This is a genomic window from Allorhizobium sp. GW101-3B10 (assembly GCF_059424725.1).
In genome coordinates this window covers 1072896-1089033 of sequence record NZ_JBWKZR010000001.1, presented here as the reverse complement: position 1 = coordinate 1089033, position 16138 = coordinate 1072896, and the positions used below count along the sequence as shown (strand labels likewise).

The following is a 16138-nucleotide window of genomic DNA, read 5'->3' as shown; positions in this document are numbered from 1 at the left end:
ATGCCCGTTCCCGCCCAGCCCAAAATCTATCACATCGTCCATGTCGACCGCCTTGCTTCGATCATCGCGGACGGCTTTTTGTGGTCGGATGCGGCTATGGTTCAGCGGCAGGGTGTTGGCACGACAATCGGCATGAGCAATATCAAGGCTCGTCGATTGAACGAACTCAGCTTGAGCTGTCATCCCGGCTTGCATGTTGGTCACTGCACCCCATTCTATTTCTGCTCCAGATCGGTGATGTTGTACCTGATCTATAGGCGGAATGAAGAGCTTGCCTACAAAGGCGGACAGGAACCTATCGTTCACCTCGAAGCCGATCTCTATGCGACGATTGCTTGGGCACAGCAAAATAACCGACGCTGGGCGTTCACGCTGTCGAATGCTGGCGCGTACTATTTCGAGGACATTGCAGACGTTACTCGCCTCGGTGAGGTCAACTGGGATGCTGTTCAAGCTCGGCAGTGGGCCGGCACTGCCAAGGAAGGCAAGCAGGCCGAGTTCTTGATTGAGCAATCGTTCCCTTGGCATCTCGTCGAACGGATCGGCGTCTTTTCTCAGGGATACGTGCAACATGTGTCGCAGGCCATGCAGGGTGCCGCGCACAGGCCCAGGATAGAAATCAAAAGAGAATGGTACTATTGAGGGGGATGGCAATGATCGAGTTCAAGACAGGAGACATCCTTCGGGCAGACGTGGAAGCCCTCGTCAACACGGTCAATTGTGTCGGCGTCATGGGGCGCGGTATTGCGCTGCAATTCAAGAATGACTTCCCGGAAAACTTCAAGGCTTATGAAGCCGCCTGCGCACGCGAAGAGGTGCAGCCGGGCAAGATGTTCGTGTTCGAGACGAGGACACTGACTAACCCAAAGTTCATCATCAACTTCCCAACCAAGCGTCATTGGCGCGGCAAGAGCCGGATGGAGGACATCGATGCGGGCCTCAAGGCGCTGGTTGACGAGATCCGCGCGCGCGGCATTCGCTCAATCGCCATCCCGCCGCTTGGCAGTGGCCTCGGTGGCCTGAACTGGGCGGATGTGCGCCCCCGCATTGTCGAGGCCTTGAGCGGCCTCAACGATTTACAGGTCATCGTTTACGAGCCGAATAGCGCCCCTGTCGCCACCAAGTCGCGCGAGGTGCCGAACATGACCCCCGGCCGCGCGGCGCTCGTCGTGCTGATGCACCGCTACCTAGGCGGGCTGATGGACCCATTCGTGACGCTGATTGAAGTTCAGAAGCTGATGTACTTCATGCAGGAAGCGGGCGAGCCGCTGCGCCTGAACTACATCAAGCATCATTACGGCCCTTATGCCGATAACCTGCGGCATGTGCTTCGTACCGTTGAAGGCCACCTCGTGTCGGGCTACCACGACGGCGGCGATGCGCCCGAGAAGCAACTTGAACTCGTGCCCGGCGCTATGAAGGAAGCGGAGGCATTCCTCGGTCCACAGGCCGATACACGCAACCGCTTTGATCGGGTCGGCAAGCTTGTCGAAGGGTTCGAAACGCCATTCGGTCTTGAACTGCTGGCGACTGTTCATTGGGTTGCTAGCCGAGAGCACGCGACGAATGCCGAGGACGCCGTTGCCAAGGTTCATAAGTGGAACGACCGCAAGAAGCGTTTCACGGCCCGCCAGATCGGCATAGCCTTCGAAACCCTTCGCGCGAAAGGCTGGCTTGAGGCCGCATGAAAACCGACACATCGGAAAAGGGCCTTGAGGCTCTCATCGTCGCTGAAATGACGGGCCGTCGGATGGAGGGGCTAGTACCCGCATCCGGAGGATTTTCCGAAGACCCGGAGCCCTTCGTTGGCTTGCACAACTGGCTGCTCGGTAACCCGAAGGACTATGATCGGGCCTGGACGGTCGATCTGGTACAGTTACGCGCCTTCATCGGCGCGACACAGCCCCAGTTGGTCCCGGCATTCGATCTCGACAATGACAGCCCGGCACGCCAGAAATTTCTTGCACGGCTACAAGGAGAGATCGGAAAGCGCGGGGTCATCGACGTTCTGCGCAACGGGGTAAAGCATGGCGCCCATGACGCTGATCTCTTCTACGGCACGCCGTCCCCCGGCAATGCGAAAGCCGCCGAGCGCTTCGCGCTGAACCGCTTCTCCGTCACGCGCCAGCTTCGCTATAGCCGCGATGACACGGCACATGCGCTCGACATGGCGTTGTTCATCAACGGGCTTCCGATTGCGACCTTCGAGTTGAAGAACAGCCTCACCAAGCAGACCGTTGAAGATGCCGTCGAACAATACAAGCGCGATCGCGATCCACGCGAAAAGCTCTTCGAATTCGGTCGTTGCATGGTGCATCTCGCAGTTGACGATGCCCAGGTGAAATTCTGCACGCATCTGAAGGGCAAGGCATCATGGTTTCTGCCCTTCAACAAGGGCTGGAACGATGGAGCTGGGAATCCGCCGAACCCTGCTGGTATCAAGACTGACTACCTATGGAAAGATATCCTCACGCCAGTGGGTTTGACGGACATCATCGAGAACTACGCGCAGATCGTCGAGCGCAAAGATCCAAAGACCAATCGGACGAAGCGGGATCAGCTTTTCCCACGTTTTCATCAGCTCGATGTTGTGCGCAAGCTTCTGGATGATGCCAAGGCCAAGGGCGCGGGTCGGCGCGTGCTGATCCAGCATTCGGCGGGATCCGGAAAATCGAATTCCATCGCATGGCTGGCGCATCAGCTCGTGCGACTTGCGAACAGCGCGGGTCAGGTGTTTGACTCGGTGATCGTCGTCACCGACCGACGCATTCTCGATCAGCAAATCCGGGACACGATCAAGCAATTCGCCCAGGTTGGTTCGACCGTCGGGCATGCGGAGCGCTCTGGCGATCTTCGACGGTTCATTGCTGATGGCAAAAAGATCATCATCACCACCGTTCAGAAGTTCCCGTTTATCCTCGATGACATCGGCGCGCAGCACAAGGACCGACGCTTTGCCATCATCATCGACGAGGCGCACTCGAGCCAGGGCGGCAAAGCTGCCGCCGCATTGAATGCTGCGTTGACGGGCGCGGACGATGGCGACGAGGACGAAACTCTCGAAGACAAGATCAACGCGATCATGGAGCAGCGAAAGATGCTGCCCAACGCGAGCTATTTTGCCTTCACAGCGACGCCGAAGAACAAGACGCTTGAGATATTTGGCGAACCGTTCCCCGAAGGCGATGCCGTGAATCACCGTCCCTTCCACAGCTACACGATGAAGCAGGCGATCCAGGAAGGATTCATCCTGGATGTGCTTCGCTATTATACGCCCGTCAACAGCTACTATCGGCTCGTCAAGACGGTCGATGCCGATCCAGAGTTCGACACCAAGCGGGCGACGAAGAAGCTTCGGCGATATGTCGAGAGCAACGATCACGCGATCAAGCTCAAGGCCGAGATCATGGTGGATCACTTTCACGAGCAGGTGCTGGCGCTCAACAAGATCGGCGGCCACGCGCGAGCGATGGTAGTGACGTCAGGCATCGAACGCGCGATCCAGTACTATCAGGCCGTGAGCGCTTATCTGGTAGAGCGCAAGAGTCCTTATCGCGCGATCGTCGCTTTTTCAGGCGAGCATGAATTCCACGGCGTGAAAATGACTGAGGCTAGCCTCAACGGGTTTCCCTCGAAGGATATCGTCGATCAGATCGAAACCGATCCGTATCGCTTCCTGATTTGCGCCGACAAGTTCCAGACGGGCTACGACCAGCCACTTCTGCATTCAATGTACGTGGACAAGGCCCTATCGGGCATCAAGGCGGTTCAAACGTTGTCCCGGCTCAATCGGGCGCACCCTCAAAAGCACGACGCCTTCGTTCTGGATTTCATGAACGATACCGAAACGATCCGCGCGTCTTTCGACACGTTCTATCGCACCACGATCCTGAGCGACGAAACCGATCCGAACCGGCTTCACGATCTCAAGGCCGCGCTGGACGGCCATCAGGTTTACAATCCGGCTCAAATTGACCTACTCGTCGGATTGTACCTTTCGGGCGCTGATCGAGATCAACTCGATCCCATTCTCGACGCTTTCGTCGCCGCCTACAATGACAACCTCGACGAAGATGGCCAAGTCGACTTCAAAGGCAAGGCAAAGGCTTTCGCGCGAACCTACGCCTTCATCGCCTCAATCCTTCCTTACACGAATCCCGATTGGGAAAAGCTGTCGATCCTCCTGAGCTTCCTGCTACCGAAGCTGCCTGCGCCCCGTGAGGAAGATCTCTCCCAGGGCATACTCGAATCTGTCGATATGGATAGCTACCGGATTGAGAAGCAGGCCGCGCAGCGGGTTCAGCTCACTGATCAGGATGCTGAGATCGATCCCGTTCCCACGGACGGAGGTGGCCACAGAACCGAACCTGAGTTGGAGCGGCTCTCGAACATCATTAGAAGCTTCAACGATCTCTTCGGCAATATTACCTGGGCCGACACGGACCGCATTCGCCGACTGATAGCAACTGAGATCCCGGAAAGGGTTGCAGCCAATGCTGCTTATCAGAACGCAAAACAAAACTCCGACAAGCAGAACGCGCGGATCGAACACGACAAGGCCCTAGCCGGCGTGATCGTCGGGCTGATGAAAGATGATACCGAACTATTCAAGCAGTTCAGCGACAACCCGGAATTCAAACGCTGGCTTACCGACACGATCTTCTCAGCGACATATGATCAGCCTCCGATGCATGCCACTTGATGGCGAGTATGGTCGGGTTTGGGGCAGGAAGCGGACTGGCAGCTTCGCGCCGTCAATGTCGCCGCCGGGTGAGCACGTTGTTGTTCCTAAAAGCTGCCGTAGGTCTACATTGACGATCGCCGCTGTGCCGACGATCGTCGCTCTTAGATTTTCCTCAGATTGATGCCCGTCGCTGTGCTAAAACCAAGCGGAGTCACTGCTCACCTTCTGTCAATTAGTATGTGAACGGTAAATGTATTTGAGATCGAGCATCGACAAACCCGAGAGCACATCAACATCCGACGCCGAGCTGAACGGTCCGGTGCCCGCCTCTCCACGACGTTCAAAGAGACAATTCGCTGTCGCTGGGCTGTTTGCTGGAATTGGTGGCCTAGAGAGGGGCTTTCACGAACAGGGCCATCGAAGCGTTCTACTCTGCGATGCCGACGATCGTGCCCGAGCCGTGCTTTCCAATCGCTTCCCAAAGGTGAGGATCTCCGACGATGTTCGGGCGCTCGGCGAGCTTCCGCAATGCGACGTCCTGACCGCGGGATTCCCTTGTCAGGATCTTAGCCAAGTCGGCCGGCGGCAGGGAATATCGGGGCCTAACTCGGGGTTGATCGATGTCGTGCTCGACCTGCTCCTGAAAGCACGGCCGGGACCAACCTGGCTTGTTCTCGAGAACGTGCCTTTCATGCTGAGCCTCGACGGCGGCCGCGCGATCGATCGGATTGTGACGGCGCTTGAGGCAATGGGTTTCATGTGGGCCTATCGCACCGTCGATGCTCGCGCGTTCGGATTACCGCAACGCCGCCGCCGCGTCGTGATCCTAGCCTCGCGCTACGAAGACCCTCGACCGGCACTTCTTGGTGTGGACGCCTCAGCTCCTGTCATGGACAAGCGCGGCGCTCATGCCTGCGGGTTCTATTGGACAGAGGGGAATACGGGGCTCGGTTGGGCCATCGATGCGACACCACCCTTGAAGGGCGGTTCGGCGCTGCACATCCCTTCGCCGCCTGCCATCTGGTTTCCACAACGTCGCTTGATCGGCGTGCCCTCGATTGAGGATGCGGAAAGACTTCAGGGATTCGACGCAAAATGGACAGAAGTTCCGGGGGAGGATGTCCGCCAGACACGCCAGCGCTGGCGATTAGTCGGCAATGCTGTCAGCGTGCCATTTGCCTCTTGGATCGCGCAGCGATTGCAAACGACTGGCGACTATCATTCGAATGACGAGTTCCACGTTGGCGGAACACGCTGGCCCAGCGCGGGTTGGGGCTTCGAAGGCCAGCGCGGTCGATCCGCGGTGTCGGAATGGCCAGTATTGAAGCCGCAGTTGCATCTTTCTTCATTCATATCGCGCCCGCTGAAACCATTGTCCCGAAAGGCGACTGCCGGTTTTCTCTCTCGTCTCGAACGAAGCACGCTGCGTTACGAGGAAGCTTTTCGCCTCGATCTCCATCACCATATTGCAGCGCATGACGCATCCGAAACCAGTTGATGCCGTCGCGCCGGCGACGTCCAAACGAATGGCAGCGACGGCAGGGCGCAACAATCAGCGCGAGCGCGCCTTGCGATCCGAGCTCCATCGGCGTGGACTCCGTTTTCGGCTGCACCAACGCCTACTAGCCAATTCGCGGCGCACCGTGGACATAGTCTTCAGCCGCTCACGCGTTGCCGTCTTGCTTGACGGCTGCTTCTGGCACGGCTGCCCAACGCACGGCACTTGGCCCAAGAATAATGCGGCATGGTGGCGGGAAAAGATCGAAGCCAATATTGCGCGCGATCGCGACACGGATCGCAGACTGACAGACGCGGGCTGGCACGTATTGCGTATATGGGAGCACGAACCAATCGAGGTCGCCGCCGACCTGATCGAAGCATTAGTGCTCCTATGCAGCAATGCAAAATCTATTCCCGCCTTGCGTCAGCCGACCGGCAAGCCTGACAGCAATTAACAGATCACGATGTGACATCGGAGCGCCAGAAACGCAAGGCTGCGCAATTCGCTCGATTCCGGATTAATTCAATCTGACGGCGAAGAACGTGCCGTTTGGGCCGTTCTCGACCACAAAGGGTTCCTGAATCGCCGCGATTTGAACATGAACCGATGCCATCGGGTCGAAGGAAACCACGCTTTGCGTGGTCCAAGAGCCGACGCCCTGATCGAAGAATATCGTTCCCGCTCCTTTCGCGGATCGGAATTCAAGCCGGCGCCGGTGCGGCAAATGCTGGTGTAGGCGAAGCTTTGCCGTCGGAGCAATCGTCGTGAGCAGGTGGCGAAGGACAATGTCACGTTCGGTGACATCCGGCCAATCGTCCCTCAAGGTCTTGCCCACGCGCGGGCGACGACCGTCACGGCGTTGGATTAACGTGTCAACGTTGATGAGTGTGTCGGGGTTCGAAAACCCCATCAAGAATTCGGTCACGAGCCGCGCCACCAGCGGACTGAAGAGATACCGATCCGAATAGGTCAGCTCAAGGCACGGCTCGTCGAAGACGGTCGCCAGCGCCTCGTTGCGCATAATCATCGCACGTCTTAGCCGCTCCCCGAAGCCGCTCGCCGGGCCATCGATCTGGTCGTCAATCTCGAAGATGCTTTCACGCATGCGTTCGATCAACAAGGAGGATGTATCGATCGGCACGACCGCTTCCCCGCCGACGTCAATCGGACCACGGACGACCGGGGCGGTCGACGTGCTCGCCCAGGTCGCCGAGATGCCACTGGCCGCAGGATCGAGGGATTGCCAAGCCGTCGCTTGATCGCCTCGGTTAGTGAACGCGAGAAGGTTAAGTTCAGCGGTGGAAATGTTCCGCAGGTGCGCCCGTGCGCGCTCGATCCAAAGAGCAATACGTCGCCGTGTGACAGCATCGGCTCCTGCGACTGCGCTTGCATCGACCAATACCGACACCGCTCGTCCGCGAGCGCCCCATCGCTCGACAATTGGCGCCATCGGCCAAGCGTCGAAATCCCATTCCAACGGCGTGCCGTGTAGGACGACTGACAATTCGGTGGACGAATCGGTGGACATCCTTTCGTTTAGAGCGTCGGCAAGGGGCGCCGCCTCGTAAACAGTGGCATCTCCGAAAAATCGATGTTGTTCGGGAAGCGCGATGCGACCGAGTGTAGTTCCGAGCAATGCTGCCGCTGCCGCGCGATCAGTCGTGTCGGCTACGTGCTGGGCGTCCGGTGCCAGGACGCAACGGGGACAGGCACGCTGCGCTTCGGGGTCGCCGCAGCGCCCCGGGCGCATGCAATCCAGGAAGGTCGCAGCCTCGCGCAACAGACCTACCGGATCGCGCGAAATGGTGGTGGAGAAGCCGGCGCCACCGCTCGCACGATCAAAGACCACCGCACTGAAATTGTCGCGCCCACGGGCGTTCGGCGCGGCAGGTGCAGCGAAACCCATCTCGTCGGCGTCGATACCCAGTCGCTGGGCGACGGCCTCCCGCAGGGCAAGCGCGATGGTGAGCGCCACTTCCTTGGAACGACACTCGTAGAGCTGGATCTCGCAGAGGTCGGTGCGGATCTCGTGACCCAGCATCAGATTACGGGTGACGGCATATGGCGCGAATTCGGGGGCGCCGCTGCACGTGACCTGATCGATTGCCGTGGGCGCCCCACGCAGTGGCCGATGGCCAGCGAGCCCCGGACCACCGGCGGCATCGGGTTCGGATTCGGCCCGACCACAGTGGAGGCAGAGCGCATAGCCGTGACCGTGGTCTCCTGGGTTGAACCAGAAAACGGTACCGTCGGCGCTTGCGCGCACGCGTCCGACGTCGGGATCCGGGAGCGAGCGCCATGGGGCGTCCCGCGCGGACACCCAAGGATCGACGACTTTGCTGCTCCCAACGTCGGAAGGGTCGTCGTGGACGTGGAAGCGAACGTCGACTGAGAACCCGTTCGGACTGAGATAACGCCTGGGTTCGAGGTTACTCGATCCGCATTCCACGCACGGTGTCTCCTCGACCGCGGACGGCTTGGACGAAAGCGCGCCGCAGGTCCTGCAGGACGACATAGTCCTCAAGCTCTGGATCTCGCGCAAACCGGCTTCCGACACCGGTCGTTGCCAATTGAGGGTGACACCCGCCGATTCCCGCACCACCCCGTCGACGACGATCCCTCGTCCTGGCGCGTACTCATAGATCCCTACTTCGCGCGACCGCGATGGATAGCCACGGCCGAAACTTCGCTCTTGGGGCTCCGCACCGGCATCGCTTGCTCGTTGCTTCGCGACCTTTTCACTGGCGGTTTCGGTCACGAATTGAACGACGTCAGTCGGAAAACCGTAGGATGGCAGGAACCCGCGCCCGGCGAGTTCGCCAAGCAGATAACCCCGTTCGAGGCGCCGACGTTGAAGCTCACGGGCCTTGTTCACGGCCGCTAGCTCAACGTCGCCCGATAACGTTGCCGCCACCTCTGGCGCGAGCGCCTCCCATTCGGCGCGGACCTCGGCCGAGATGCGCTCGATTCGGTCCCGAAGAACCTCGACCAGGTCCCAACCCGGCATGACAGGCGTTCCCGTGAGCAAGGTCCTCAACTGATCCGTTAGCGCAGTATCGGCCGGGACTCGATCGAGCCACGCCTGGAACGCCGTTGCCGGTGGCGAGTCCGTGGCGGTGTTCGAATCGTCCAACAGACCGAAGAATGTTCCGTTCGTGAGCTTGTGGAGTTCCGCGCCCAATCCGGAGAGAAACCGGGCCAGCAGGAGCGCCGCGGCGTGACGCGTTGCAATCGTGGGACTCTCAAGGCTCACGCGAGGCGTCTTGACCTGCCGCAGCAGATAATCGAGCGGATTGGCAATGGTCATGCGATCGAGAGGACGATCCTTGCACAATGTCAGGCCCACGGCGATCGGTTGACGTTGACGTCCCGCGCGACCGACGCGTTGCCGATAATTGGCGATCTCGGGCGGTGCGTTGCTGTTCAGCACGGCTTCGATGCTGCCGATGTCGACACCCATCTCCATTGTGGTCGAACAGCCGAGGACGTTGATCTGTCCAGCCTTGAACTCCCTCTCGTACCGTCTGAGCGTCGTGCTGGCCTGTTGGGCGGAATGCTCGGCGGCGCGGAGCCACGGCAGGAACTTGGCAGCGCGATCGTGCTGGTCACCCCACCGGCCGGCGTCTCGAAGCTCCGTGACGATCGGATCGGCGGCCAACCATTCGTCCAGGCGATCTTCGTCGACGGCATGACCGAGCGCATCCCGGCGCCAAGGGTATTTCAATGTCGGCATCCTGATAGGTGCCGCCACGGGATGAGTTCCATCGACGTCGTAAGGGCTCAATCCGCGCAACGTCGTATCGAGGACCCGACGCGTGGTCGGGCACCAGTATGCGTTCTCGACCTTCGCCACGGAGAGATCACCGAGTTTGAGGCGGTAGCCATTGCCGGTGTCGACCATGAAACGCATGAGCGTGCGCCACGCGTCGGCGAGCACTTCACCAACTACGTCCTTATCGCTGCGATTGTCGGGGTCGAGCCTCACGGCTTGAAACAGCAGCCGGACGACGCGGGTCAGACGCACGCCATAGGGGTTCGGCCAAAGACGAACGTACCTGCTCGATTTCTCGCCAGGCGCCCAAGGTTTGACCTCGATGTGGCTCTGCCGTCGATCGATCCAATTGAGCCACCAGCGATCGAAATCCAGGGCAACGTTGGTCCTGAGGAAGTGCGTCACCAGCAGCCTTAGAAGGTCTCGCCAGTCGGCGTCGTTCAACCCCAACGTCCGCACCGATGCCGGAAGCGGCGTCGCTGCATCGTCGATACCGGGTAGCTCGAACCGAAACAAACCCAGTGTCTCGGCCGAATTTGCGCGGACCGGCCGTCGCATGGCTTCACGATAGAGCAGGAATTCCGCGAGGGTCTCCGCGTCATCGAACCGAGGATCGCGGTTCGTCGTTGTCCAGAGCGAGCGCAAGAAATGATCGACGGTCGTATGGGTCGACAAACGTCGAACCAGGTCTTTCCACGGTTTCGGTCCGCTACCGATCATCTTGGCGCGGTCGCGCTCAAGATCGTCGGCGAGGCTCGCAAACATGGCGTCCTCGGGCGACTGTCGCAATCGAGCGATACGGTCTTCGAGTAGCGTCAGTGCCACGGGATCATAGGACGGACCATCTTGGACGAACTGATAGATGAAGCCGCGAACGAAGGTGCGCTCGGAGGCGATCTGGACGTTGGCCGCGTGTCGTGCGGTGCCCTGCCGTGCATCGGTGAAGGTGATCAATCGCCGCCCGTCGAACGGGAGTGGCTCGTCCGACTTGGGTTCCGGGGAGAGATCCGCAAGAAAGCCAGGCGTAATCTGCGCCATGAGAAAGGGCGCTCCAGCCACCACCGCTCGCATCGCCCCGCGCTCCGGATCGACACGGCTCGGCGCCTTGGCGCACGCGGGACAGGTAGACGTGTCGCGACTGGCAGAGAAGGTGAAGCTTCTCTCGGCGGCCGCGTCGATCGCTCCCGTGGCGAGATCCACGTCCAGTCGGATGGATCCAGCCTTGATGGGTAGGCTCAGATAGCGTCGTGAGACGATCGCCGGCGCGATCGGCATGCTCAACTCCGCCTCGTCGTCGTCCGCGGCGTCGGTGGAATCCTCTCGCTCCAGCGTTTGTTCGAAACCATCCTCGTCGTTTCCGTCGCTCCAAGGCGCGATCCGCGACCCACCGTCATATTCCTCGGCTCGCAGAGCACCTTCTCCGCAGAGCGTGCAGCAGACCCATTCGAGAACGATCGACGCACAGTGCGGGCAATGCTCGCGAGCGTCGGAAAATATCGGACCAAACGTCCAGTCGGACCCTTCGCGAAGCGACGGGCTCTCCGGACATTCCGGATTTATGCATGCCCACAGCCCAGCGACGGTCTTGTGGAACAGATGGATGCGATTGGGCAGAATGGAATCGTTGCCGCTCGCTGCCATGACCGGGTCCGCATTCGGGTCCCGTGCGCGGGCGGTTTCGACGAGCATGGCGGTCGCATCGGCGGAACCGCCAGCCAGCGTCGCCACGCGCTCCGACCATCGGCCCCACGAGAATATCTTGCCGTTCCGCAATTCTTCGCGCGTTACGCGCAGCATTTCCGAGGCAGCCAACATTTCCCCGCTGACAAGCGGATCGAGACTGGCCAAGTCGTGTGAGCGAAGATGACGGCTCTCGAAAAGGTCCGGCGCGGGCGGCAGCGGCGCTCGGTGCCCTTCGATGACGTGAATCGCATCCGCGGGCGCACCGGAGAGATCCTGGAGGAAACGATGGAGGTCGGTAGCAGCGTTGACGCCCCCGATCGTGGCCGAGGTGGCCACATACCTTATCTCGCTGGGTTGGCGACCGAACGCCAGCGCGACACGGCGCAACAGGAGCGCGACTTCTGCCGCCTGGGCACCCATGTACGAATGCGCTTCGTCGAGGACGATGAAGTCCAATTTGCCCTGCGATGCCGCGAGGATGGGCGCGTCGTTCTGGCGAATGAGCATGTATTCGAGCATCGTGGCGTTCGTTACGAGAACGGGCGGCGGGGACGCTCGCAAGGAGAGGCGATCACTCACGCGCCACGGCTTTTCGGCGCGTGAGGCCGCCCGAATGCTCTCGGGCGTCTCGCCGTTGTAGAGGCAATATCGCAGGCTGCCGCCAAATGGCTCGAACCAACGGCTGAGCCGTTCTTCCTGACTACTGATGAGCGCGTTGAGGGGGTAGAGCATCAGCGCGCGCACGCCGTCGAGCGCATGCCGGCCACCATCGGAGAGGCGCACCAGCCGATCCAGGATCGGTACGAGAAAGCATTCGGTCTTGCCCGAACCGGTTCCGCTGGAGACGATTACGGATGCCGGTTCGGCCGCGGTGAGGCAGCGCCACGCATTCGCTTGGTGGACATAAGGCGGAAAGGAAACCGAGCGCAGTACGTCGATCGTACGGGGGTCCAGGATCGCGGGATCGAGAGCCTCCCAGCCACCGGCCAGGGGGAGCCAAGGAAATGCCCCTTCGACGAAGGGCTCGGCAATCAGCGATCCTTCGGCGCCGGCGGGAGCGGCCCAAGTCGTGCGCAGATGCTCCGCGAGCGTCCGCGACTTCGGTCGCAGCATACCGAGAATGGCGTCCGCTGCCTGCTGCGGCAGGCGCACCATCATTCGGTCCAAGTCGATCATGCCCGCCCCTTTTCCATCCTCGCGGCACCCCGCAATTGTTCGTCTATCCCGATCGGCACCATGGATTCGAAGAATTCGGGGTCGTAGAGCCAAGCGTCTCTGCATCGCCGAAGTTCATGAGCCGAGAGCGCGACCTTGCCGGTCGCGTGATCGGCAACGGCGAAGGGTGCAGCGATGATCTCGCCGAAGGCCTCGTCGTAGGGACTCCAACGTATTTGCTGTGCCGACTTATTGCTGGGAGAGAGCAGGCCTTGCGGGGGCGGATCGGTTTCGACATGTCGCGCGATGAGCCGATCGATTTCGGGTCGTATCGTCTCGCTGGCACCTAGCTTCAGAAACTGTCCGTCAGCGCTATCGATCGACAACCCTACGCGTGACATTTCGGCCGTCACGAGCACGAGGAATACAGCTTTGGCGTGCCCAGCCAACTCATGACGTAATCCCACGATGTCGCCAAGCGCCGACAAGATGCTCCGATAAGTGATCGCGTCGTCGATGCCGGCTTCCGTAAGCCGACGGCGGGTATCCTCGATCCGTGCCGCGAACGCGTCGAGCCAGTTCGCGATCGTCGTCGACGACCAAATGAATGGCAGGTCGCGCTGCAAGTCAAGCAAGGCGGCGCGCTCGTCGAGGGTGTCGCACGCCGCCAGTAACAATGCTGCGAGACCCGGCGATCGATCGAGCGCCTTCAAGGCGTCGATGGATGAAATCGGCAACCCTTCTCGTCGCGCAAGAGCCAAGAGATTCACGATAGTGCGCCGGTCAGAGGCGGCGACTTGGGCCGGCTGCGCATAGGCCTCGACGAATGCGATCACCCTCGCGGCGGAAGCATCGGTGCCTATGGCACGCTCAAGGAGCGTGATGCCCGCAGTCGCAGCCCGTGCAGCGGCCGGGACGATCCGCGGGCGGAGCTTCGCACCGTTTTTGCGGCGGCCGAAGACTAGCCAGGGTCCCGGCGGCAGCAATCGTGACAATTCGGCTCGCATCGCAGCTTGCGTCGCCGGAGCTGTCACGGGGGATGTGCCTGCAGATGGGTGAGCGAGGGCGAATGCCTGCATATCGAGCCCGTAGGTCGTTGTCAGAACGGAGAAGGCGTTGGCACGTGGCGCATCGAAAAGATCGACGTCCTCGGCATACCAACGAATCTCCGCAATTTGATCCGCGCTGCCGATGGCGCCAAGCGTCACCTTCGCGTCGAGGCTTTCGGAGCTCCCAAGAAGCTGCCGCATCGAATCTGCGAATGCGGAGAGCGGCACTTCGCCCGAGATCTTTCGCATCACGCACAATCTCGGGGCATCCACCGCCCGCAGTTCCATGGTCAGCGTGATGTCACTCGCTGCCAAGATGCGGATACCCTTCAGGTCATCGAGCGACAGCACCGAGCGAGGTGGCATCAAACGGTCGGAGGCGTCGAACAGACGGAGGTCATTGCCGGGATCGGGAACGGTGAGCGTTAGCTCGGAATCCCAGCGGGCGCGCAGCACTATCGTCGCGATGCCCGCCGGTGGACCGAGTGACACGATCGCCGCATCACGATCGAACCCGATCTGGAGATCGGACGCGCCCTTCGCGGCGAGCATACGGGTTTCAAGTCCCTCGACCCGCAATTCCCGACGGCCACGATGCACGCTGATCTCGAAGGCCGCGGGCACGATGGCAGCCCCAATGGTGAGGCGCAACTCGCCCCGTTCAATTACCGCGAGATCGACGGCACCCCAAGGCCGAGCCCCGTCGATGGGACGCCACGCCCCCCTCCCTTTCGGTCGCCAGTGCACGTCTGCTCGGCGCGGTGCGGCGAGATGCCCGTCGCGCGCTATCCAGCATGAGGGGGTTCCCCGGTACACCGGTTCGCGGACGCCGCGCAGGAGGTCCCCGACCAGTACGAGGCGGGCATCGACGGTACGCTCGGCGCTCGTCTTCCACGTCCACGCGGTACCGCTGAGGTCGAGGCGCGCTGTTCCGGCAAAGCCGACCAACCGACGATCCGTACCGACAACCTGCCCGAGGTCTTCATATCCAGCAGAAAAGCTTACGGCGCCGAAGAATTCCGGTTTGACGGCAAGCGCAAGCATCGGGCGGCTGGTTTGCACTGGCGATGGCCCGAGCACACGCATGCTCGACGGCAATTCGGGTCCATCCACTCGCTCAAGATCGAGAGCGATCACTGGATCGTCGAGTGCTTCACCGCCGGTGGCGATAAACTCCGCGATCGTCGCCCCGCCGGCCTGAACGAGAAGGCGGGCTTCGTCTTGCAACGCGAGCGGGGCGTCGAACTGGTCCACGAAGGCCCTGAGTTCGTAAGCCGGGCCATCTTCATCTTCGAAAGTCTCGATAGCGGCGACGGCCAGCATATCGTCGCAATAGGGCGCGCGCGGCAGCACCCGCAGCCGCCGGCCTTCTCGAATTGCCCCGCCGATGGACGATGGTAGCCGTCTCAGGTCCACAGCGCCCGTTAGGCCCAGTGCCGCACGCGGCTGCCAACCTCCCGCCGTGCGAAGAAGATGCCGCGTCACGTCGAGCGCATTGGCCCCATCGGCACGCGTTCTAACGATCTGTTCGACCATCGCGCGAATGTCTTCGCATTCGACGTCGAAGGGGAGCTCTTCGCGCCAACCATGTCGGTGCTGGTCTAGGAATTGAACGGGATCGCCGCGGGATTCCATGGGCGGGAGCAACCGTCGCAACTCGACGATCTTGTCGCAAAGGTCGACTGCCGGATCGAACAGTGCCTGAGCCAGTCTGGTGGAAACTCGCCACGCTTCCGCGCCTACGGCATCGCGAGTGGCGAACCCCCGCTCGGCACACAACACGGAGTGCTTCAACCAGGACGAGATACGCGGATCCTCGCGAACGGAGGCAACCGGAAAGCCTGCTTCTCGAACGATCGCAAGTAGGCGCTCCCCACCGCTAGGAGCGGGACGCCGCCAGACATGCAGCCCCAAGTCGATCATTCCTTCGACGTCACGGTACCGCACCGGAGCATGTGGGCCATATTCGAGACCTAGCGTCTTCAATGGGCGGATCCAATCCCAGTGGCCACCACCCCGCTCACGTCGAAACCACTCCGCGACGTGACAGATCACGAGAGCCGCACCACTACGATTTTGCAGAACAGTTCGCCCGGCGCGTCGTAGTATGTCACGCCGCCGCTCCAATTCGTGCGTTGAAAATCGATAGGCATAGAGAGGCCGTCCGTCAGGTTGATCAAGACCTCTGGTCGCCAACAACGAAGAAAATGCGTCCCTTAGGTCAACCAAAAGCTGAATTCCCCCCCCGTCATTCGCTTCGGTGCAATATGCCGTATTCGAGCGGGAATATCACT

Annotated in this window: 7 protein-coding genes; 5 read left to right on the top strand and 2 right to left on the bottom strand. The window is 60.8% G+C overall.

Translation table 11 applies throughout. From position 1 onward, the window contains the following. The 5 genes from darT (at position 1) to AC07Y0_RS05155 (ending at position 6639) form a co-directional block, all read left to right on the top strand. Positions 1-642: a type II toxin-antitoxin system toxin DNA ADP-ribosyl transferase DarT gene (gene darT, locus AC07Y0_RS05175; protein ID WP_498675161.1), complete on the top strand. Its 642-nt coding sequence runs from the start codon at positions 1-3 to the stop codon at positions 640-642. Between the two features lie 11 nt (positions 643-653). Next, complete coding sequence (gene darG, locus AC07Y0_RS05170; RefSeq protein WP_498675159.1) at positions 654-1688, top strand: type II toxin-antitoxin system antitoxin DNA ADP-ribosyl glycohydrolase DarG; 1035 nt, start codon at positions 654-656, stop codon at positions 1686-1688. Next, positions 1685-4702, top strand: a complete 3018-nt coding sequence (locus AC07Y0_RS05165; protein ID WP_498675158.1) for a type I restriction endonuclease subunit R — start codon at positions 1685-1687, stop codon at positions 4700-4702. The genes darG and AC07Y0_RS05165 overlap by 4 nt, the downstream gene beginning before the upstream one ends. 232 nt (positions 4703-4934) lie before the next feature. Next, positions 4935-6182 (top strand): DNA cytosine methyltransferase, encoded by a 1248-nt coding sequence (locus tag AC07Y0_RS05160; RefSeq protein ID WP_498675156.1) that lies wholly within the window; start codon positions 4935-4937, stop codon positions 6180-6182. Continuing rightward, complete coding sequence (locus AC07Y0_RS05155) at positions 6160-6639, top strand: very short patch repair endonuclease (protein ID WP_498675154.1); 480 nt, start codon at positions 6160-6162, stop codon at positions 6637-6639. Before AC07Y0_RS05160 ends, AC07Y0_RS05155 begins: the two co-directional genes overlap by 23 nt. 63 nt (positions 6640-6702) lie before the next feature. Here the strand turns inward: AC07Y0_RS05155 and AC07Y0_RS05150 are convergent, their stop codons facing one another. Next, entirely contained in the window at positions 6703-12816 is a 6114-nt protein-coding gene (locus tag AC07Y0_RS05150; RefSeq protein WP_498675153.1) for a DEAD/DEAH box helicase, read from the bottom strand. Next, positions 12813-16073 (bottom strand): STY4851/ECs_5259 family protein, encoded by a 3261-nt coding sequence (locus AC07Y0_RS05145; RefSeq protein ID WP_498675152.1) that lies wholly within the window; start codon positions 16071-16073, stop codon positions 12813-12815. Before AC07Y0_RS05145 ends, AC07Y0_RS05150 begins: the two co-directional genes overlap by 4 nt. Between the last annotated feature and the right edge of the window lie 65 nt (positions 16074-16138).

Bases quoted from the DNA above. Each gene is read 5' to 3' on its own strand.
- darT (WP_498675161.1), top strand. From the start codon at position 1: ATGCCCGTTCCCGCCCAGCCCAAAATCTATCACATCGTCCATGTCGAC.
- AC07Y0_RS05165 (WP_498675158.1), top strand. From the start codon at position 1,685: ATGAAAACCGACACATCGGAAAAGGGCCTTGAGGCTCTCATCGTCGCT.
- AC07Y0_RS05150 (WP_498675153.1), bottom strand. From the start codon at position 12,816: ATGATCGACTTGGACCGAATGATGGTGCGCCTGCCGCAGCAGGCAGCG.
- darG (WP_498675159.1), top strand. From the start codon at position 654: ATGATCGAGTTCAAGACAGGAGACATCCTTCGGGCAGACGTGGAAGCC.
- AC07Y0_RS05155 (WP_498675154.1), top strand. From the start codon at position 6,160: ATGACGCATCCGAAACCAGTTGATGCCGTCGCGCCGGCGACGTCCAAA.
- AC07Y0_RS05160 (WP_498675156.1), top strand. From the start codon at position 4,935: ATGTATTTGAGATCGAGCATCGACAAACCCGAGAGCACATCAACATCC.